Raw genomic sequence first — 19,608 nt, 5'->3', positions numbered from 1 at the left:
GTGGGCAAAGGCCTAATCTGCGGTTTTCCGCTGCCCTTGAAAAGCGCTTGTTCACGGGGTTGAACAACGTAAAATCCGTGGATGGACACTCTATTTCTCGAAACTTTCCTGGCGGTGATCGACTGCGGTTCCATTGCCGCGGCGGCGCGTCAACTGGACCTGGCGCCGACCACCGTGGCCCAGCAGATCAAGGCCCTGGAAAAACAGCTCGACAATGCCTTGCTCAGACGCAGCGGGCATACCGTGAAGCCGACCGCGGCGGCCCATCGGATTATCGAGCGGGCGCGGCTGATTGTCCGCGAAACCCGCGACCTGCGGGCCAGTGCCTCCAGCGGTGTGCTGCCGGTCGGGCCCCTGCGGCTGGGGGCGACCCAATATGCCTTGATGCAACTGCTGCCGCCGTCGCTGCATGAATGGCGTCGACGTTATCCCGAGATCGAAATCTATATCGAGCCCGGCAACTCCCAGGAGTTGATGGAGCAGGTGGTGAGCGGCGACCTGGATGCGGCGTTGATCGTGCATCCGTTGTTCGCCTTGCCCAAGAGCTGCGAGTGGGTGGCGTTGGTGGAGGAACCGCTGGTGCTGATTACCCCGGCGGCGATGCAGGTCGAGGATGTGCTGGCGACCCTTGTTGAAGAGCCCTTTATCCGCTTCAGTCGCAAAGTGGTCGGCGGCAAGCTGGTGGAGGCTTATCTGCAGGGGCATGGTCTCAAGCCGAAGTCCCAGTTCGAGCTGGATGGCATTGATATCATCGTCAAGTTCGTCGCCGAGGGACTGGGGGTGGCATTGGTGCCTGACCGGCCGAAGGCCAATCACGAGGCGCAGGGTGTGCGCCGTTGGGAAGTGCCGGAGCCGAGGCTGTTTCGGACTTTGGGGATTGTCTGGCAGCGGGCGTCGGTGCGGGCGCCGTTGGTGGTGGCGCTGAATGAGTTGATGGCCGGGCAGGCGATATAGCTGGCCCGTTCCGAACGCTGCATAACCCTGTAGGAGCCAGCTTGCTGGCGATAGTGATTTTCCAGGCAACGGCGATGTCGGCTATCAGATTGCATCGCCAGCAAGCTGGCTCCTACAGGGTTATGCAGCGTTCACACGTATGGATCAGACCAACGGCGCGATATTCAACCGGGTCGAACATGCCAACAACGAACGCCGTTGCGTCGCCGCATACAGCTGCAACTCATCAATGGTTTCACGCCCCAGCGCCTGGTGGAACTGCTCGCGGTTGGAGCTGCCGGTGTAATGCGCCTGGGCATCATCCCCCAGGTTCGACTGGAAGATCCCGGCCGCGCTCACCGGCAAAAAGTCCTCATACACCAACGGCTCGAAACTCACCTGGCCGGCTTCGATCAAGGCTTCCAGCTCCCGCAGCGGCAATTCGCTGCTACGTGCCGCAATGCCTTTCTCGGTGGGGAAGTAGCGGAAGTACGCCAACCCCTGCTTGCGCATCTCGCTGTAGTTGTCGGGGAAGGCCTTGAAGGTGTTTGCCATGATCTGCTCATAACGCGCGGCATTGGCCTCGTTGGGGAAGTCACCGAGTTCCTCTCGCGCGGCGTTCAGCAAGCGGTCGTAGAGCAGGCGGCCCTTGGGTGTCAGTGCCGCGCCGCGTTGTTCGATTTCGCCGAAACGGGCCGAGTGGCTGCCGGTTTCGCTGGCGTCCTGGCCGATAAAGGTGATGGCTTCCTCCAGCGCCTTGAAGCTGGTCTGGCGCAACAGGATCGCGCACTCACGGCGGGGCGGGCCTTCGATCACCGCCTTGGGGGTGATGCCCTTGCCCGGCATGGCGGCTTGCACCGCGTCGATGTCCAGGGTGCGCGGGGTCAGGTGGTTGATATGCGGCCCCCTGAACGCCACCACATCGGCGATCAGCCGATGCTGGGCATTGAGCTTTTTGTACTCGTCCAGGGACACCGTGGCGCTGTTGTGCCAACGGAAGGTTTCCAGTGCCTGCTGGACGAACTCGGCGGCATCGGCGGAATCGAGGCCGCCATTCATCTCGGCCTTTTCGATCAGTTCGATGGTGCGCGGGGTGAAGATATTCCGCCGGCTGAGGATCCATTCGGCGAATTCCCGCAGCCCGTCTTCCTCGATCAGTTCCAGGCGCAGCAGCGAAGTGAAGACGCGGAACGGGCTGACCTGCAAGGCCGTTTCATGCACCGCGCGAAAGGCGGTCGAATGCACCGGCACGCCGGCCGGAGTCAGGTCGTAATAACCCACCGGTTCCATGCCCATCACCGCGAACAGTCGGGCCAGGGTCGCCAGTTCCGCCGCCGTGCCGACGCGAATGGCGCCGTGGCGTTCCATGTCCAGGCGACGGATCTCGCCGGTCTGGCGCAGGCTTTCGGCAACCTGGGCATTGTTGCCCAGCACCTGTTCGTTGACCTGCGCGACCAACTCCATCAGCGCGCCGTAGAGCGGCACTTCGGTCTTGTACATCTGCGACATGGCACGGGAAAACTGCGCGCGGATCTCGTCGGGGTGGGCGAAGACAGCGGTGCTCATGGGGGTGGTACTCCGCAAAATCGGGATGACTGGACTTGCGCTGAATTCTGCGGGTGCCAGGGGGGCGGGTTCAAACGAATTAAGGTCCAGGGATCATTCCAAAAAGGACTGACCTGGGTGCACCTCACGGCCGGCGGGGTGAGTCCGGGCAATATCCGCCAGCAGGCCAGGCGGCTCGGCATCGGCTACCCGGTGGCCATCGACAGCAACTACAGCATCTGGCGTGCCTTCGATAACCAGTACTGGCCGGCGCATTACCTGATCGACGCCAAGGGCCAGGTGCGCTACAGCCACTTTGGCGAGGGGCTTATGCCGAGCAGGAAAAGGTGATTCGAGCGCTGCTGGAGGAAGCCAGGTGCGCCGGGCCGAGCGGCTCCGGGTTGAACGACCGAGGCGGGTAGCGACGCCTTGGGGATGATGGGCACAGAGAATGTATTAATCTAGGCGCCTTCATTTGCAGGCAGTACAAACAGGATGAATATCAACAGTACCGATCTCAACCTGCTCAAGGTTTTCGAGGCCCTGCATGACGAGGGCAGCGCCAGTCGCGCGGCGTTGCAGCTCGGGCTGACCCAGTCGGCGGTCAGCGCCGCCTTGAATCGCCTGCGCGCGATGTACGGCGATCAACTCTTTGTCCGCACCGGCCGGGGCCTGTCGCCGACCCTGATCGCCAACCAGCTCAAGCCGGTGATCTCCGACGCCTTGAACAAATGTCGCCAGAGTTTTTCCCTGGTCCAGCCGACCCTGGCCAGCTATGAAGGGCGCTCGGTGACCATCGGCCTGTCCGACGACTTTGAAATCGCCCTCGGTCGCCAGCTGATTGAAACCGTGGCGCAACGGGCGAAAAACCTGCGGCTGATCTTTCGCCAGACCCACAGCCAGATCGCGGTCGATGCCCTGATGGAGCGCCAGTTCGATCTGACCATTACCGCTGGCGGCATCCCCAATCGGCTGCTGGGTCGGCAGTTGCTCGGGGAGGGCGGTTATGCCTGCCTGGTGGATCGCGCCAGCCTGGGCGACAGGACAGCCCTCGATCTGCAGGACTATGTGGCCCGCGAGCACATCCTGATTTCATCGGGAGGTTTTATCGGCATCGTCGATGAGGGGCTCGCGGCCAGGGGGCTGAGCCGCAAGGTCGTCACCGCCACCACGCATTTCGCGGCATTACCCTTCCTGTTGAAGGGCTCGTCGGCGGTGGCGACCTTGCCCACCCATGCCGCCCGAGCGATCGCTGGGTTATGCGATATCCAGATGCTCCCCTGTCCGATCGACCTGCCGCACTATCCCATCGAGCTTGGCTGGCGCACCCATGCGCAGACGGATGGCGCCGTGCTGCTGGTCAAACAGGCAATTATCGACAGCTTTGCGCTCTGACGGACTGCGCTGAGCCGTTGAGAAGGACGAGCACCGGAATCAGTTGCGACTATTAATAGGAAGCATTACTATTTGCGCCCCGCCTTCATAGCCTGTCGCCATGAATCTCCCTCCACCCCGCAGACCCGGTTTTTTCGAGCATTACGAGGAGTTGATCGGCACCTGGACCCGTCGGCTGAGAAACCGTCAGCAAGCCGAGGACCTGGCCCACGATACCTTTGTGCGGGTACTGGAAAGCCAGGCCGCCGGCGTCGAGCAACCACGGGCCTATCTGCACCAGACCGCGCGCAATATCGCGGTGGATACCTATCGTCGCGAAGACCGGCGTGGGGCCCTGGAGCTGGAAGCGATTGACCACAGCGCACCGCCCACCGGCGACCCGGAGCATTTCATGCACGCCATCCAGCTTGCCGATTCCATCGAGCGGGCCCTGGGCGAGTTGCCCGTCAATTGTCGCAAGGCCTTTGTCTGGCAGAAGATCGAGGGCCTGACCCAGGCGGAGATCGCCGAGCGCCTCGGGCTGTCCAAGAATATGGTGGAGAAGTATATGATTCGCACCCTGCGGCATCTGCGCGAGCGCCTGGATGGAGCGGATCAATGACGCTCCCGTGCGTTTCTACCCGTAGGAGCGAGCTTGCTCGCGATGATCTCCAGGGCACTGGGGGCAGTCAGAGGCTCCGCGTTATCGTTGACGTTTATCGCGAGCAAGCTCGCTCCTACAAGGATTTTGCATGATGGAGAATCGTGATAGCGCCACGGTTCGCGATGAGGCCGCCACCTGGTTTGTGCGGGTTCGGGAGGCGCCGTTGAGCGCCGGGCAACAGGCCGAATTCGATGCCTGGCGCCATGAGCATCCGTTGCATCAGGATGAGTTCGACCTGCTCCAGGGGCTCTGGAGCGCCACCGACCTGGTGCCCCAGGCGCGTTTGCAGGCGCTCTGCGACGAGCCTCCAGCGCGGCTCAAGCGCCGGCCGCTGCTGCGTTATGCGGTGGCCGCCGGGGTGGTCGCGGTGGCCTTGGCCCTGGGGCTGTTCAGCGGCCTGAATCATCCGGCGCCCTATGACGCGACCTTTGCCAGCGTGCTTGGTGAGCGTCGACAAGTGGCCTTGCCCGACGGTTCGATTATCGACCTGAACAGCCGCAGCCGGGTCCGCGTGCATTACCAGCGCGACCGCCGTGAGGTCGAGCTGGAGCAGGGCGAGGCGATGTTCAGTGTCGAGCATGACAGCAGTCGCCCGTTCGTGGTCCAGGCCGGGGTCGGCAAGGTCACGGTCACTGGCACGCGCTTCGATGTGCGCCGCGATCCGGCGCAGACCCGGGTGGTGGTCGAGGCGGGCACGGTGAAGGTCCAGGGCCGCGACGCGGCGGATGGGGATTTCGTCAATCTCACGGCGGGCCAGGGCACCCGGGTCGATGAGCAGGGCCGGGTCGCCGCGGCGGAAGCGGTGAACGCCGACGAACTCACCGCCTGGCGCAGCGGCAAGCTGGTCTTCAACAATGCCCGCCTCAGCGATGTGGTGCAGGAAGTCTCGCGTTATCGGGACAAGCCCCTGGGCGTTGTCTCCGTGGCCGTGGGCAATCTGCGCTTGACCTGCGTGTTCAAGCTCAACGATACCGAGGCCCTGCTCAGGGCCTTGCCGAGCATCCTGCCAGTGGCCGTCAGGACCCGTGCCGACGGTGCCCAGGAAATAATTGCAAAATAGATTCAGGTTTTTTTCGAGTTCTTCGTCTTCTTGTCCAACTGCAACTGGTTTGCATTAACAATCGCATGCAATGGCGAACTACAGGACAAGGTCAGACGTGAACAACACACCCAACGCGCTTTACCAGGCGATCCGCAACGCACTGCCCAGTTCCCCGGTCTTTGCCCTGGCCCTGGCGATCAGTGCCGTTGCCCCCCTGAGCCAGGCGGCTCAGGGGGACGCGGCCATCCATATCCAGGCCCAGCCCCTGGCGTCGGCCTTGAGTCAGTTGGGACAGCAAACCTCCCTGCAAGTGTTTTTCAGCCCGCAACTGGTGGCCGGCAAGCTTGCCCCGGCGGTCGACGGCAAGCTGTCGCCGGAAGAAGCCCTGAACGTGCTGCTGCGCGGCAGCGGCCTGGACTATGACCTCAAGGACGGCTCGGTGACCTTGCGTGCCGCCGCGCCGGCCACCGCCGGTGCCCTGGAGCTGGCGCCGCTGGATGTCAAGGTGGTGGGTGACTGGCTCGGCGACGCCGACCAGGCGATTGTGCAGAACCATCCGGGGGCGCGGACCGTGATCCGTCGCCAGGCGATGGTCGAGCAGGGCGCGATGAACGTGAAGGACGCCCTGCGTACCGTGCCCGGCGTGCAGGTGCAGGAAAACAACGGCACCGGCGGTAGCGATATTTCCCTTAACGTCGGCGTGCGCGGCCTGACGTCCCGTCTGTCGCCACGTTCCACCGTGCTGATCGACGGCGTGCCGGCGGCGTTCGCCCCGTACGGCCAGCCCCAGTTGTCGATGGCCCCGGTGTCGGTCGGCAACCTGGACAGCATCGACGTGGTACGCGGTGCCGGTTCCGTGCGTTATGGACCGCAGAACGTCGGCGGCGTGATCAACTTCGTGACCCGGGCGATCCCCGAGAAGTTTTCCGGCGAGATCGGCAGCACCCTGGAAACCTCGCGTTACGGCGGTGTGAAGCACCTCGACACGGCGTTCCTCGGCGGCACCGCGGACAACGGTTTTGGCGCGGCGCTGTTGTATTCCGGCGTGAAGGGCGAGGGTTATCGGGAAAGCAACAACGGCAACGACATCAACGATGTCCTGCTCAAGACCCACTGGGCGCCTACCGACCAGGACGACTTCTCCCTCAACCTGCATTACTACGATGCCAATGCGGACATGCCCGGCGGCCTGACCCAGAAGCAGTACGACGCCAATCCTTACCAGTCGGTGCGCAACTACGACAACTTCACCGGCCGGCGCAAGGATATCTCCTTCAAGTACAAACGGCAGGTGGATGACCAGACCCAGGTCGAAGTGCTGACCTACTACACCGACAGTTTCCGTGGCAGCAATATCGCCGCCCGCGACCTCCAGACCCTCAGCGCTTACCCGCGCAGCTACTACACCTTTGGCATCGAGCCACGGGCGTCCCACGTCTTCGACCTGGGCCCGACCACCCAGGAAGTCAGCGTCGGCTACCGCTACCTGAAGGAAGGCATGCATGAGGCCACCAGCCGCGTGGCCCTGGTCAACGGCGTGCCGACCCTGACGCCGACCTCCGACGGGCATATCTACCAGGACCGCACCGGCGGCACCGAGGCCAATGCCTTCTACCTCGATGACAAGATCGATATCGGCAAATGGACCATCACCCCGGGTATCCGCTTCGAGCGCATCAGCAGCAACTGGCATGATCGGGCCGTGCCGGGGACCAACTACGTGCCGGTCCAGGAGAAGTTCCGCAGCGTCGACAGCAACGAGCCGCTGCCGGCCCTGAGCGTGATGTACCACCTCTCCGATGCCTGGAAAGTCTTCGCCAACTACGAAACCTCCTTCGGCAGCCTGCAATATTTCCAGATTGCCCAGGGTGGCAACGGCAACAGCACGGCCAATGGCCTGCAACCGGAAAAGGCCAAGACCTACGAACTGGGCACGCGCTATGACAACGGCACCTGGGGCGCAGAGATGACGTTGTTCTACATCGACTTCTCCGATGAGCTGCAATACGTCAGCAACGATGTGGGCTGGACCAACCTGGGCGCCACCGCTCACCGGGGTCTTGAAACCTCCGCGCATTACAACCTGGCGGACCTCAACCCGGCGCTCGAGGGCCTGACCGCGAATGTCGGCCTGACCTACACCAAGGCGACCTCCCAGGGCGATATCCCGGGCTTCAAGGGCCGTGACCTGCCGCTGTACTCGCGGGAGGTGCTGAATGTCGGTTTGCGTTATGCGGTCAATCGCTGGACCTACAACCTCGACGGTTTCGCCCAGTCTTCCCAGCGCGCGCCGGGGACCGGGAGCAACGCCGACGGCAGCTTCAACGGCAACTACATCACCACGCCGACCGCTGACGGCCAGTACGGCAATATTCCCGGCTATATGACCTGGGATCTGCGCGGTGCCTATGACTTCGGCGCGCAGCTGTCGAACCTGAAACTGGGGGCGGGGGTGCGTAACGTCTTCGACCAGCAGTACTTCACCCGGTCGAGCGACAACAATGCGGGGATCTACGTGGGTGAACCACGGACCTTCTTTGTGCAGGCCAGTGTTGGGTTCTGATCGGCTGATGGCTGACCCCATCCTGCAGGAGCCGGCTTGCTGGCGATGGAATCGACGCGGTGTCCTGTCATACCGCGTCGCCTGGATCGCCAGCAAGCCGGCTCCTACGAAGGTTGTGTCATTTCAGGTGCGCAGGATTTGCCCGCTGACCGCCACTCCCACCAACATCACCGCGATCACCATAAAGGCCAGGTTCAACGAACTGGCATGGGCGATAAAACCGATCGCCGCCGGTCCCGCCAGAATCCCCGCATACCCCAGGGTGGTAATCGCCGGCACGGCGATGTTTTCCGCCATGACCTTCTGCTTGCCCACGGCGGTGTACAGCACCGGCACGATATTCGAGCACCCGGCGCCCACCAGCGCATAACCGATCAACGCTGCTTCCCAGGCCGGCACCAGCGTGGCCAGGGCCAGGCCGGCCGCGGCGGTCAGCCCGCCGAAGACAATCACTTTTTTCGCCCCCAGACGCCGGACGATGGCATCGCCGGTCAGCCGTCCGACCGTCATGGTCAGGGCAAAGGCCGCGTAGCCGAGGCCCGCATAGGCGTCCGCGACCTGGCGCTCGGCGCTGAGAAACACCGCGCTCCAGTCGAGCATCGCACCTTCGGCGAGGAACACCACAAAGCACAGCAGGCCGATAAACAACACCACGCCATGGGGCACGGCAAAGGCCGGTCCCGAGCTTTCACTGCCATAGGGCAACAGGTGCGGGGCGGCCTTGTACAGCGCCGCCAGCAGAAACACGATCACCACGCCAATCGCTCCCAGGGGCGACAGCCCCAGGCCCAGCAGCGCGCTGACCCCGGCGGCGGCGGAGATCCCGCCGAGGCTGAACAGCCCGTGAAAGCCCGACATCATGGTCTTGCCGCTGGCGCGCTCGACGATCACCGCTTGCAGGTTGACGGTGGAGTCCACCGCGCCGAGCCCGGCGCCGAACAGAAACAGGCTGGCCACCAGCCAGGGAATCGAACTGACCGTGGCCAATAGTGGCAGCGCGAGGCAGATCAGCAAAGTGCCGCCGCTCAGCACCCGTCGGCAACCGAAGCGTGAGGCCAGGGCACCGGCCACTGGCATGGCGATGATCGAGCCGACCCCGAGGCACAACAGCAACAGCCCCAGGGTACCCTCATCGAGCCCGGCGCGGGCCTTGGCGTAAGGCACCAGCGGCGCCCAGGCGGCGACGCCGAAACCGGCGATAAAGAAGGCGATACGGGTCGACATCTGTTCCAGGCGTCCCGGTTTGACCGGGGCGTGGGCGGTGAGGGCAGTCATGAAAAATCCTTGGCGGGCCGGCAGACAACGCTGTGCAAGGGAACATCCTTGCACATCGTGTCCGGTGCGGCGAGGCCAAGGACCGGTTTTATAACCGCTCGGTCAGGCTTTGCGACGGGCATCCAGGCTCAGGCGGCCGCCACCGAAAGCGACCACCTGCAACAGGCCACCGGCCATGGCGATGTTCTTGAAGAAGTGGATGAACTGGTTCTGGTCGCCCAGGTGATTGTGGAACGCCAGGGCGGTGACCACGGTGAACAGTGCCATGACCAGGGCGACCGCGCGGGTGCGGTAACCGAGGATCAACAGCAGGCTGCCGCCGACTTCGACGACGATCGCCGCGATCAGCGCCAGCTGTGGCAGGGGCAGGCCCACCGATTCGATGTAGCCGATCATACCGGCCGGGTTGGCGATCTTCGAGAAGCCCGAGAGCAGGAAGATCGCGGCCAGCAGGACGCGTCCGGCGAGGGCGATGGCAGCCGAAGCGCTGGCGCTGTCGGATTGACTGTGGAGTGCGGAGTTGGCATTGGCGGTGTTGGACATGGACTTGTACCTATGAGAGCGACGCGACCACCATGGTGCGTCGGAGTGGTGTGCAGTCTGCCATCGCGCTAACGTACGCAATAGCCGAATAATTTCGAGGATTAGGTTCGAAAATATCGAACGTCTCCAGGAGCCCACCCCATGATTCCCAATCCCGGCACACCGACCCTCGACCAACTGCGGGTGCTGCTGACCGTGGTCGAAACCGGCAGTTTTGCCGCGGCCGCGCGCAAGCTCAGTCGCGCCACTTCGGTGATCAGCTACACCATCGCCAACCTGGAACTGCAACTGGGGGTGCAGTTGTTTGATCGTACCACCACGCGCAAGCCGCAGTTGACCGACGCCGGCCGTACGGTGCTGACCGAGGCGCGGACCATCTACAGTGGCATCGATGGCTTGCGGGCCAAGGTCAAGGGGCTGTTGCAGGGGCTGGAAGCCGAAATTCACCTGGTGGTCGATGTGATGCTGCCGGCGGCGCGCCTGGTGGATGTGCTCAAGGGCTTTCGCGCGCAATTCCCCACGGTGCTCCTGCACCTGCACGTGGAGGCCCTGGGGGCGGTGGCGCAACTGGTGCTGGAGGGGCGCGCGAGTGTCGGTGTCAGTGGTTTTTTCAGTCGCGGCATGGCGGGGCTGGAGCGGGTCGGGGTGGGCAGCGTCCAGCTGATTTCAGTGGCCTCGCCCAGTCATCCGCTGGCCCAGGGTGTGAACCTGCCTGGGGCTGGCCGTGAGCATGTGCAATTGGTGCTCTCGGACCGTTCGAGCCTGACCCGCAACCAGGAGTTCGGCGTGCTCGGCACCCGCACCTGGCGCCTGGCGGACCTGGGCTCGAAGTTGATGCTGCTGCGCGAAGGGGTCGGCTGGGGCAACATGCCCGCGCCGATGGTGGCCGAGGACCTGGCCAGTGGGCGCCTGGTCAGCCTGGACCTGCCGGATATGCGCGGCGGCCCTTATGGGCTTGATGCGATTTATCGAACCGACACGCCGCCAGGCCCGGCGGCGTCCTGGTTGATTGCCCGGCTGGTGGCGCAAGTGGAGGCTCCACCCGCCTGCACGGCCGGCTGAGGGGCTTCGGCGCGGGGTGCAATGGCGCGGGCCCTTGCACCACCGTGCCGCTTCAGCGCAGGTGTTCGACGATATCCGCGACGCTGCTGAGCAAGTCCTTGGCCAACTGCTTCGAGCGCTGGCCGGACCAGCCGGCGTGCAGGTCCGGGGCGTCGTCGTTGTCCTTGAAGGGCATTTCCAGGGTCAGCGACAGGCAGTCGTAGCGCTGGCCGACGCTGTTGCAGGCCAGGGTCATATTGGCCTGGCCGGGCAGGCTGCGGGTGTAGCCGTGGGTGGTCTGGAAATCCGCCGTGAGCGCGCTCAGATGACTGCGAAAGCGGCTTTCCAACTGGGCGATACGCGGTGTGTAGCCGGGGTTGCCTTCGCAGGCGGCGGTGAAGATATAGGGGATGGTCTCGTCGCCATGGACATCGACGAACAGATCGACGCCATGCTTGGCCATCTGCTGCTGGACGAACAGGACTTCGGGGCTGATTTCCTGGCTGGCGTTCTGCCAGGCACGGTTCAGGTCCTGGCCCATGGCGTTGGTGCGCAGATGCCCGTGGAAGGCCCCGTCCGGGTTCATATTGGGCACCAGGTAAAGGTCGGCGCGGGTCAGCAGGTCGCGCAGCTCGGCATCGTCCTCCTGTTGCAGGCGCTCGATCACGCCTTCCATGAACCATTCGGCCATGTGCTCGCCCGGATGCTGCTGGGCGATGATCCAGACCTTGCGCCGGCCCTCGGCGCCGTTGCCCTTGCGCAACAGCTGGATATCCCGGCCTTCGACACTTTTACCGACGGCCAGCAACTCGGTGCCGGCGTGGCTCAGGGCCTGCTCGATCAACCAGTCATGGCGTTCGCGGCTGTAGGGTTCGAAGTAGGCGAACCAGGCCTGCTCCTGTTCGGCCACCAGGCTGATATGCAGGCTTTCGCCGTCGAAACGGGTGTCGACGCGGAACCAGTTCTGGTGATCGTAGGAGGCGACGGCGCGGTAGCCGGTCCAGGCCTTGTTGTAGGAGGACTGGCTGGCATTGCTCAGTTCGAAGGTGTAGGTCTCGCCCGCGCGCAGGCCTTCAACCTTGAAATGGAACCACTGGAAGTGCTGGCTGCGGGTATCCGGCTCGATGGCCAGGAGCAGGTGGTGCGGGTGGCTGGTGTCCAGTGCCTGGATATTGCCGCTGTCGAAGTCGCTGCTGATTTTGAGAGGAGATAGAACCACGGGTGAGTACCTGAAAAGGCTTTTTGTGGTGGCTACTCTACACCTCGATGGCGTATTAGCCGAGGCGCGAGGTCATGACTGCCCACCCAGAAGGCAGCGCACCTGTCTTCATCAGCCTGAAGCCAAGCCCGTGAATAAAGCGGATGCAAAAAAAGACCCGGCAAAAAGCCGGGTCAAAAACCGTGATTAGCCTGATGAGGAGATAATCCAGGAGTCCGACCTGAGGTCTCCGGGCTATCGACCGATCTCGCGATCAGTTGATTGCAATAATAATCATTATCATTTGTAGATCAAGTCTTTTCCCGTTCTTCGCGGATATTATTTTTCCCATTCCTTCCCCAAAGTCGGTTATCCCCTGGCTATGGCGGGCTCACGTCGTGCGGGTTTGTATCTGGACGACGCGGTCCACCAGGGCCTTGGCCATGTCGATCATGTACACCACCGAACAACCCAGGTCGCGGTTCGCGCTGTTCGCGGCTTCGTAGGCGGCCGCCGCCGCGCAGCGCAGCAGGTCCGAGGCCTGGATCATGGCGTCCTCGATATCCAGGTCGTCGCGTACGGCAAAGAGCTTCTGGTGGAGGGGGTCATCGCTGGTGTTCGCCGCGCAGGCGGCCGTTGAAACAGCTGGTTTCAAATAATAGTCGAGTGCACGTTGGGCGGCGGCGCGATCCTTAAGGGATGCGAGGGGGCTTTTCGAGTCGGTTCGAGGGCTTTCTGTCGTGATGGAAGTCATGAGGGGCCTGCCTTTCAGAGGAAGTTCAAATCAACTCTCCAAGATTAGTACTATTGGTATTGCGTTGCTTGTCACAAACAATACATTTTGTGTATTGAGCGCTGAAGTACTGTCCGTATTGTTCCGTCCATGGATAAATGGATAGCGTTGGTGAAGGCCAAGCTCGAAGAGCTTCGTCTTTCGCAGGAAAAACTTGGCGAACGCCTGGACATCACCCAGGGCGGTGTCGGTCATTGGCTGAACAAAAGGCGCAAGCCTGATCTCGTGATGATGAACAAGGTCCTCCAGGCGCTCGGGCTCGGGCACCTGGAGGTGGTCCTGCTGGTTCGCGACCGCGCGGTGGCGGCCCAGGCCCCCGAGGAGCGGGACGAGCAGGTCTACGACATCACTTCGGCGTTTCGTTACCCGGTCAGCGACTGGCAGGTGGTTGCCACGCTGCAGGACTCGGCGAAGGGCGAGTACGCCGGGCGTTACGAGGTGACCGATCATTACGCCCCGGCGGCGTTCTGGTTGCAGGTGGTGGGGGATGCGATGACGGCTCCGTCCGGCACCAGCGTGCCCGAGGGCATGATGGTACTGGTGGACCCGGATCGGGAGGTCAAGGCCGGCAGCCTGGTGGTTGCCCGCCTGCGGGAGGGTGAGGAAGCGATTTTCCGCCAGTGGATGGAGGAGGGCGGGCAACCCTATCTCAAGCCATTGAACCCGACCTGGCCGAAGATCCCGGTTGGCGAGGATTGTTGCGTGATCGGCGTGGTGGTGCAGGCGACCGCGAAGTTCTGAGGGCTGACCACGGACTGCAGGAGCAGGGCTTGTCGGGACGCCGCTCCCACAAAAGCCCAGGCGTGCGCAAGATCGATGCAAGACTTACCGGCCTATTCGCGGGCAAGCCCTGCTCCTACAAGGTTTGTGGCGTCCGTGAGAGTGGCGTCAGCTATTCCTGCAACTCCACCAGCGCGCTGCCTTCGCTGACCATTTCGCCTTCCTGGCAATACAGCGCCTTGATCACGCCCGCCTGGGGCGCGCGGATGCTGTGCTCCATCTTCATCGCTTCCAGCACCACCAACTGGGCCCCGGCCTCGACGCTTTGCCCGACTTCCACCAGCACCCGCACGATGCTGCCGTTCATCGGCGCGCTCAGGCCGCCATGGTGGCCGTGGCCGCTGTCGACGGCGCCAATCGGGTCGAAGCGGGTGATCTTGTGGCACTCGCCCTGCCAATGCAGATAGAGCCCGTCGGCCCCGCTGATCATTCGATGTCGACGGCGAACGCCGGCATGCTCCGTCGACAGGTACTCATCGTGCAGTTCGAGCCGGGTGTCCGGCGCCAGGCTGACGGCGCGGTCCTCACCCTCGCAGCTCAGGTGCACCACGCTTTGCGCCGGCATCCCGCTGCGAAAACCGTTGCCCTGGGCCCAAGGTGAGGCCGGGTCGTCCGCCCGTACGCCTGGGGCCTGGCTCTGCATAAAGGCCTGGGCGGCCGCCTGCCAGAATTCATCGGTACGCGCGCCCGGTTGCGGCAGCAGATCTTCCTGATAACGGGGAATAAAGCCGGTATCCAGCTCCGCCTCGGCAAACGCCGGATGGGCAACGATCCGTCGGAGGAAACCGAGGTTGGTTTTCAGCCCGCCGATCACGAATTCGTCGAGCATCGCCAGCAAGCGCAGGCGCGCCTGTTCGCGGGTCTCGCCCCAGGCGATCAGCTTGCCGAGCATCGGATCGTAGAACTGCGAGACGCTGTCGCCCTCGGCCACGCCGCTGTCGACCCGACGTCCCGGCCCTGGCGCCGACTCGCGATAAAGCTCCAGGCGCCCGGTGGCCGGCAGGAAGTCATTGCCCGGGTCTTCGGCGTACAGGCGCACTTCGATGGCATGGCCATGCAACGGCACCTGTTCCTGGGTGATCGGCAGCACTTCACCGCAAGCCACACGAATCTGCCAGGCCACCAGGTCGAGGCCGGTAATGGCTTCGGTGACCGGGTGCTCGACCTGCAGGCGGGTATTCATTTCCATAAAGAAGAAATCGCCACGGGCGTCCAGCAGGAACTCCACGGTGCCGGCACCGACATAACCGATGGCCTGGGCCGCGCGCACTGCCGCCTCGCCCATGGCCTGGCGCAGTTGTGCACTCAGGCCCGGCGCCGGGGCTTCCTCGACGACCTTCTGGTGGCGGCGCTGGATCGAGCAGTCGCGTTCGTTGAGGTACAGGCAGTGGCCATGCTGGTCGGCGAACACCTGGATCTCGACATGCCGCGGCTTGAGCAGGTATTTCTCCACCAGCATCCGCGAATCGCCGAAGGACGACTGCGCTTCACGCTGGGCCGAGGCCAGGGCTTCGGCCAACTGGCTGACGTCCTCGACCACTTTCATGCCCTTGCCGCCGCCTCCGGCGGTGGCCTTGAGCAGTACCGGGTAGCCGATGCGCTCGGCGGCGGCGCGGAAGGTTTCCAGGTCCTGGGCCGCGCCGTGATAACCCGGTACCAGCGGTACGCCGGCAGTTTCCATCAGCGTCTTGGCCGCGGACTTGCTGCCCATGGCATCGATGGCGCTGGCGGGCGGGCCGAGGAACACCAGGCCGGCGGCCTCGATGGCCCGGGCAAAGCCGGCATTTTCCGAGAGAAAACCGTAACCGGGGTGAATCGCCTGGGCGCCGCTGGCCTGGGCGGCGGCGATGAGTTTGTCGATCTGCAGGTAACTTTCGGTGGCCTTGCTGCCACCCAGGTCGACGCGGATATCGGCTTCGCGGCTATGCCGGGCATCACGGTCGATGGCGCTGTGCACGGCGACCGTGGTCAGGCCCAGGGCCTTGGCGGTGCGCATGACCCGGCAGGCGATTTCGCCGCGATTGGCCACCAGGATGGAAGTGATCACGGGCGTGCTCATCAGCGCGGCCCCTTGGCGGTGGACTCGGCCTGCCAGCTCGGCGGGCGTTTTTGCAGAAAGGCCCGCAGGCCTTCCTGGCCTTCGGCGCTGACGCGGATACGGGCAATGGCGTTTTCGCAATAACGCCGCCGCGCCGGGCTGAGTTCGCCGCTGCCGATTTCCCGCAGCAGTTCCTTGCTCACGCGCATGGCTTGCGGGCTGTTGAGCAGCAGGTTGTCGATCCAGGCCGCGACTTGCTGGTCCAGCTCGCCGACCGGGCAGGTTTCCGACAGCAGGCCCAGCTCGCGAGCCCGCAGGCCGCTGAAACGTTCAGCGGTCAGGGCGTAGCGGCGGGCGGCACGCTCGCCGATGGCCTGGACCACGAACGGGCTGATCACCGCCGGGGCCAGGCCGATGCGCACTTCCGAGAGGCAGAACTGCGCATCGTCGGCACCGATGGCCATGTCACAGGCGCCGATCAGGCCAAGGGCGCCGCCATAGGCCGCGCCCTGGACCACCGCCAGGGTGGGGACTTTCAGCTTGGCCAGGTTGTACATCAGTTCGGCCAGCTCGCGGGCATCGTCGAGGTTGGTGGCGTAGTCGAGCTGGGCCGATTGCTGCATCCAGGCCAGGTCGGCGCCGGCGCTGAAGTGCCGGCCACGGCCGCGCAGCACCAGGAAACGCAGGGCGGCGTTGGCCTGGACCATCTCCAGGGCAAGGATCAACTCGCGGATCATCTCGGCGTTGAAGGCGTTGTTCTTGTCTTCGCGGCTCAGCCACAAGGTGGCAAAGCCCCGGGGGTCGAGCTGCAATTCGAGGGTGTTGAAGTCGGTCACGGTGCGGGCTCCACTGGGAGAGGGGCGGCGATAGGGCCTCATGGTCACATCCGGAACACGCCGAAGCGGCTCGGTTCGATCGGCGCGTTGAGGGCGGCCGAGAGTGCCAGACCAAGGATTTCGCGGGTCTGGGCCGGGTCGATGACGCCGTCGTCCCACAGCCGGGCACTGGAGTAATACGGGTGCCCCTGGTGTTCGTACTGGTCGAGGATCGGCTGCTTGATCTCGGCTTCCTGTTGCGCCGTGAAGCTTTCACCATTGCGCTCGTGCTGCTCGCGCTTGACCTGCACCAGCACCCCGGCGGCCTGTTCGGCGCCCATCACGCCGATTCGCGCGTTCGGCCACATCCACAGGAAGCGCGGGTCGTAGGCGCGCCCGCACATGCCGTAGTTGCCGGCGCCGAAACTGCCGCCGATGATCACGGTGAATTTCGGCACCTTGGCGCAGGCCACGGCGGTGACCAGCTTGGCGCCGTGCTTGGCGATGCCGCCGGCCTCGTACTTCTGGCCGACCATGAAACCGGTGATGTTCTGCAGGAACAGCAGCGGGATGCCGCGCTGGCAGGCCAGTTCGATAAAGTGCGCGCCTTTCTGCGCGGCTTCGGCGAAGAGGATGCCGTTGTTCGCCAGGATCGCGATGGGGTAACCGTGCAGGTGGGCAAAGCCGCAGACCAGGGTGGTGCCGAACAGCGCCTTGAACTCATCGAATACCGAGCCGTCTACCAGCCGGGCAATGACCTCGCGCACGTCGAACGGTTGCTTGGCATCCGCCGACACCACGCCATACAGCTCGTCGCTGCCGTACAGCGGCGCGATCGGCGTGCGTTGCTGCAACTCGCCGAGCTTGCGCCAGTTGAGATTGGCGATGCTGCGCCGGGCCAGGGCCAGGGCGTGTTCATCGTTCTCTGCGTAATGGTCGGCCACGCCGGAGATCTTGCAGTGCACATCGGCACCGCCCAGGTCCTCGGCGCTGACCACTTCACCGGTGGCGGCTTTCACCAGCGGGGGGCCGGCGAGGAAGATGGTCGCCTGCTGGCGGACCATGATCGCTTCGTCGGCCATCGCCGGCACATAGGCCCCGCCGGCGGTGCAGGAGCCCATGACCACGGCGATCTGCGGGATGCCCTGGGCGCTCATATTGGCCTGGTTGAAGAAGATCCGCCCGAAGTGCTCGCGGTCCGGGAACACTTCGTCCTGGCGCGGCAGGTTGGCGCCGCCGGAGTCCACCAGGTAGATGCACGGCAGGCGATTCTGCTGGGCGATGGTCTGGGCCCGCAGGTGTTTTTTCACCGTGAGGGGGTAGTAGGAGCCGCCTTTGACCGTGGCATCGTTGGCCACGATCATGCATTCGACGCCTTCGACGCGGCCGATCCCGGCAATCACCCCGGCGGCCGGGACGTCTTCGCCATAGACCTCATACGCCGCCAACTGGCTGATTTCCAGGAACGGTGAACCGGGATCGAGCAGGCGGTTGATCCGCTCCCGGGGCAGCAGTTTGCCCCGCGAAGTGTGCCGTTCCTGGGCCTTCGGCCCGCCACCTTGCTGGACCTGGGCCAGCAGGGTGCGCAGGGCGACGACCTGTTCGAGCATCGCCGCGCGGTTGCCGGCGAACTCGGCCGAACGCGGATTGAGTTGCGTGTGCAGGATTGCCATGTGCGCGCCCCTCAGCGGGTTTCGTTGAACAGTTCGCGGCCGATCAGCATGCGACGGATCTCGCTGGTGCCGGCGCCGATTTCATACAGCTTGGCGTCGCGCAGCAGGCGTCCTGCGGGGAATTCGTTGATATAGCCGTTGCCGCCGAGGATCTGGATCGCATCGAGGGCCATCTGGGTCGCGCGCTCGGCGCTGTAGAGGATCACCCCGGCGGCGTCCTTGCGGGTGGTCTCGCCGCGTTCGCAGGCCTGGGCCACCGCATACAGGTAGGCGCGGCTGGCATTGAGCTGGGTGTACATGTCGGCGACCTTGCCCTGGATCAGCTGGAACTCGCCGATGCTCTGGCCGAACTGCTTGCGGTCGTGGATATAGGGCACCACCAGGTCCATGCAGGCCTGCATGATCCCGGTCGGGCCGCCGGAGAGCACCACGCGCTCGTAGTCGAGGCCGCTCATCAGCACCTTCACGCCACCGTTGAGCACGCCGAGGATATTCTCTTCCGGCACTTCGACGTCATCGAAGAACAGCTCGCAGGTGTTGGAGCCACGCATGCCGAGCTTGTCGAACTTGTTGCTGCGGCTGAAGCCTTTCCAGTCGCGCTCGACAATAAAGGCGGTGATGCCGTGGGCGCCCTTTTCCGGCTCGGTCTTGGCATAGATCACGTAGGTGTTGGCGTCGGGGCCGTTGGTGATCCAGGTCTTGCTGCCGTTGAGCACGTAGCGGTCGCCGTGTTTGTCGGCGCGCAATTTCATCGAGACCACGTCGGAGCCGGCATTGGGTTCGCTCATGGCCAGGGCGCCGACATGCTCGCCGCTGATCAGCTTGGGCAGGTAACGGGTTTTCTGGGCGTGATTGCCGTTGCGGTTGATCTGGTTGACGCAGAGGTTGGAGTGGGCGCCGTAGGAGAGGGCGACCGAGGCCGAGCCGCGACTGACCTCTTCCATTACCAGCACATGGGCCAGGTAACCCAGGCCGGCGCCGCCGTACTCTTCCGGAACAGTGATGCCGAGCAGGCCCATGTCGCCGAACTTGCGCCACATATCGGCGGGGAACAGGTTGTCCACGTCGATTTGCGCGGCCCGCGGCGCCAGCTCCCGGGCGACAAAGGTCCGCACCTGGTCGCGAAGCATGTCGAGGGTTTCACCGAGGGCGAAGTTCAGGGTCGGATAGCTCATGGGGCACCTGTTGTTATGGGTTGAGCAAGGCGTGGGTGTGAGTGATTGTTCACCTTTACGTTAACGTAAAGGTGATAGGGCTGACTGTCAATCGGACATTTTCGACGCAGCAGCCCGTTCGCCACCTGTTTCGGCCTGGCTCAGGGCCGGAGCCTC

Annotated in this window: 16 protein-coding genes and 1 pseudogene; 8 read left to right on the top strand and 9 right to left on the bottom strand. The window is 63.9% G+C overall.

Features of this window, described 5'->3' with window-relative positions; genetic code table 11:
- The first annotated feature begins 81 nt into the window (after positions 1 to 81).
- Entirely contained in the window at positions 82 to 954 is an 873-nt protein-coding gene (locus M5C01_RS00400; RefSeq protein ID WP_152736944.1) for a LysR family transcriptional regulator, read from the top strand.
- A 144-nt stretch (positions 955 to 1,098) separates the two neighbouring features.
- On the opposite strand, the gene M5C01_RS00395 is transcribed toward M5C01_RS00400, so the two are convergent.
- Positions 1,099 to 2,499 (bottom strand): VOC family protein, encoded by a 1,401-nt coding sequence (locus tag M5C01_RS00395; protein WP_152736943.1) that lies wholly within the window; start codon positions 2,497 to 2,499, stop codon positions 1,099 to 1,101.
- Between the two features lie 150 nt (positions 2,500 to 2,649).
- Here M5C01_RS00395 and M5C01_RS00390 point away from each other — a divergent pair.
- From M5C01_RS00390 to M5C01_RS00370, 5 genes and pseudogenes are all read left to right on the top strand, one after another.
- Positions 2,650 to 2,900, top strand: a pseudogene (locus M5C01_RS00390) (hypothetical protein); the annotation flags it as partial.
- A 73-nt stretch (positions 2,901 to 2,973) separates the two neighbouring features.
- Positions 2,974 to 3,873 (top strand): LysR family transcriptional regulator, encoded by a 900-nt coding sequence (locus tag M5C01_RS00385; RefSeq protein ID WP_152736942.1) that lies wholly within the window; start codon positions 2,974 to 2,976, stop codon positions 3,871 to 3,873.
- Between the two features lie 100 nt (positions 3,874 to 3,973).
- Positions 3,974 to 4,474 carry a sigma-70 family RNA polymerase sigma factor gene (locus tag M5C01_RS00380; protein ID WP_152736941.1) on the top strand — a complete coding sequence of 167 codons (501 nt, stop codon included), beginning with the start codon at positions 3,974 to 3,976 and terminating at the stop codon, positions 4,472 to 4,474.
- A 130-nt stretch (positions 4,475 to 4,604) separates the two neighbouring features.
- Positions 4,605 to 5,576, top strand: a complete 972-nt coding sequence (locus M5C01_RS00375) for a FecR family protein (RefSeq protein ID WP_152736940.1) — start codon at positions 4,605 to 4,607, stop codon at positions 5,574 to 5,576.
- A 130-nt stretch (positions 5,577 to 5,706) separates the two neighbouring features.
- Positions 5,707 to 8,121 (top strand): TonB-dependent receptor, encoded by a 2,415-nt coding sequence (locus tag M5C01_RS00370; RefSeq protein ID WP_248764277.1) that lies wholly within the window; start codon positions 5,707 to 5,709, stop codon positions 8,119 to 8,121.
- Between the two features lie 123 nt (positions 8,122 to 8,244).
- Here the strand turns inward: M5C01_RS00370 and M5C01_RS00365 are convergent, their stop codons facing one another.
- Both M5C01_RS00365 and M5C01_RS00360 read right to left on the bottom strand, forming a co-directional pair.
- On the bottom strand, positions 8,245 to 9,396 hold the full coding sequence (locus M5C01_RS00365) for an MFS transporter (RefSeq protein ID WP_152736938.1): 1,152 nt from the start codon (positions 9,394 to 9,396) through the stop codon (positions 8,245 to 8,247).
- Between the two features lie 102 nt (positions 9,397 to 9,498).
- Positions 9,499 to 9,939 (bottom strand): DoxX family protein, encoded by a 441-nt coding sequence (locus M5C01_RS00360; RefSeq protein ID WP_103499594.1) that lies wholly within the window; start codon positions 9,937 to 9,939, stop codon positions 9,499 to 9,501.
- Between the two features lie 141 nt (positions 9,940 to 10,080).
- Between M5C01_RS00360 and M5C01_RS00355 the strand changes: the two genes are divergently transcribed.
- Complete coding sequence (locus tag M5C01_RS00355; RefSeq protein WP_152736937.1) at positions 10,081 to 11,001, top strand: LysR family transcriptional regulator; 921 nt, start codon at positions 10,081 to 10,083, stop codon at positions 10,999 to 11,001.
- A gap of 52 nt (positions 11,002 to 11,053) precedes the next feature.
- Here M5C01_RS00355 and M5C01_RS00350 read toward each other — a convergent pair whose 3' ends face one another.
- Together M5C01_RS00350 and M5C01_RS00345 are read right to left on the bottom strand one after the other, a co-directional pair.
- Positions 11,054 to 12,199, bottom strand: coding sequence for a carboxypeptidase family protein (locus M5C01_RS00350; protein ID WP_178129722.1), 1,146 nt, complete (start codon positions 12,197 to 12,199; stop codon positions 11,054 to 11,056).
- 370 nt (positions 12,200 to 12,569) lie between these two features.
- Positions 12,570 to 12,932 (bottom strand): DUF3077 domain-containing protein, encoded by a 363-nt coding sequence (locus M5C01_RS00345; RefSeq protein ID WP_103499591.1) that lies wholly within the window; start codon positions 12,930 to 12,932, stop codon positions 12,570 to 12,572.
- A 129-nt stretch (positions 12,933 to 13,061) separates the two neighbouring features.
- Here M5C01_RS00345 and M5C01_RS00340 point away from each other — a divergent pair, with 129 nt between their 5' ends.
- Entirely contained in the window at positions 13,062 to 13,712 is a 651-nt protein-coding gene (locus tag M5C01_RS00340) for a LexA family transcriptional regulator (protein WP_103499590.1), read from the top strand.
- Positions 13,713 to 13,863: 151 nt separating this feature from the next.
- On the opposite strand, the gene M5C01_RS00335 is transcribed toward M5C01_RS00340, so the two are convergent.
- The 4 genes from M5C01_RS00335 to M5C01_RS00320 are packed head-to-tail and all read right to left on the bottom strand — an operon-like array spanning position 13,864 to position 19,452.
- Positions 13,864 to 15,810: an acetyl/propionyl/methylcrotonyl-CoA carboxylase subunit alpha gene (locus M5C01_RS00335; RefSeq protein ID WP_152736936.1), complete on the bottom strand. Its 1,947-nt coding sequence runs from the start codon at positions 15,808 to 15,810 to the stop codon at positions 13,864 to 13,866.
- Positions 15,810 to 16,625 (bottom strand): gamma-carboxygeranoyl-CoA hydratase, encoded by an 816-nt coding sequence (locus M5C01_RS00330; protein WP_178129721.1) that lies wholly within the window; start codon positions 16,623 to 16,625, stop codon positions 15,810 to 15,812. Before M5C01_RS00330 ends, M5C01_RS00335 begins: the two co-directional genes overlap by 1 nt.
- Before the next feature lie 44 nt (positions 16,626 to 16,669).
- Positions 16,670 to 18,277 carry a carboxyl transferase domain-containing protein gene (locus tag M5C01_RS00325; protein ID WP_152736934.1) on the bottom strand — a complete coding sequence of 536 codons (1,608 nt, stop codon included), beginning with the start codon at positions 18,275 to 18,277 and terminating at the stop codon, positions 16,670 to 16,672.
- Positions 18,278 to 18,288: 11 nt separating this feature from the next.
- Positions 18,289 to 19,452, bottom strand: coding sequence for an isovaleryl-CoA dehydrogenase (locus M5C01_RS00320; protein WP_152736933.1), 1,164 nt, complete (start codon positions 19,450 to 19,452; stop codon positions 18,289 to 18,291).
- Positions 19,453 to 19,608 lie beyond the last annotated feature (156 nt).

This window comes from Pseudomonas sp. MWU12-2319, from assembly GCF_023242525.1.
Classification (GTDB): Bacteria; Pseudomonadota; Gammaproteobacteria; order Pseudomonadales; family Pseudomonadaceae; genus Aquipseudomonas; species Aquipseudomonas gingeri_D.
The sequence above is the reverse complement of the archived record's forward strand: the minus strand, read 5'-3'. Positions and strand labels throughout refer to the sequence as shown.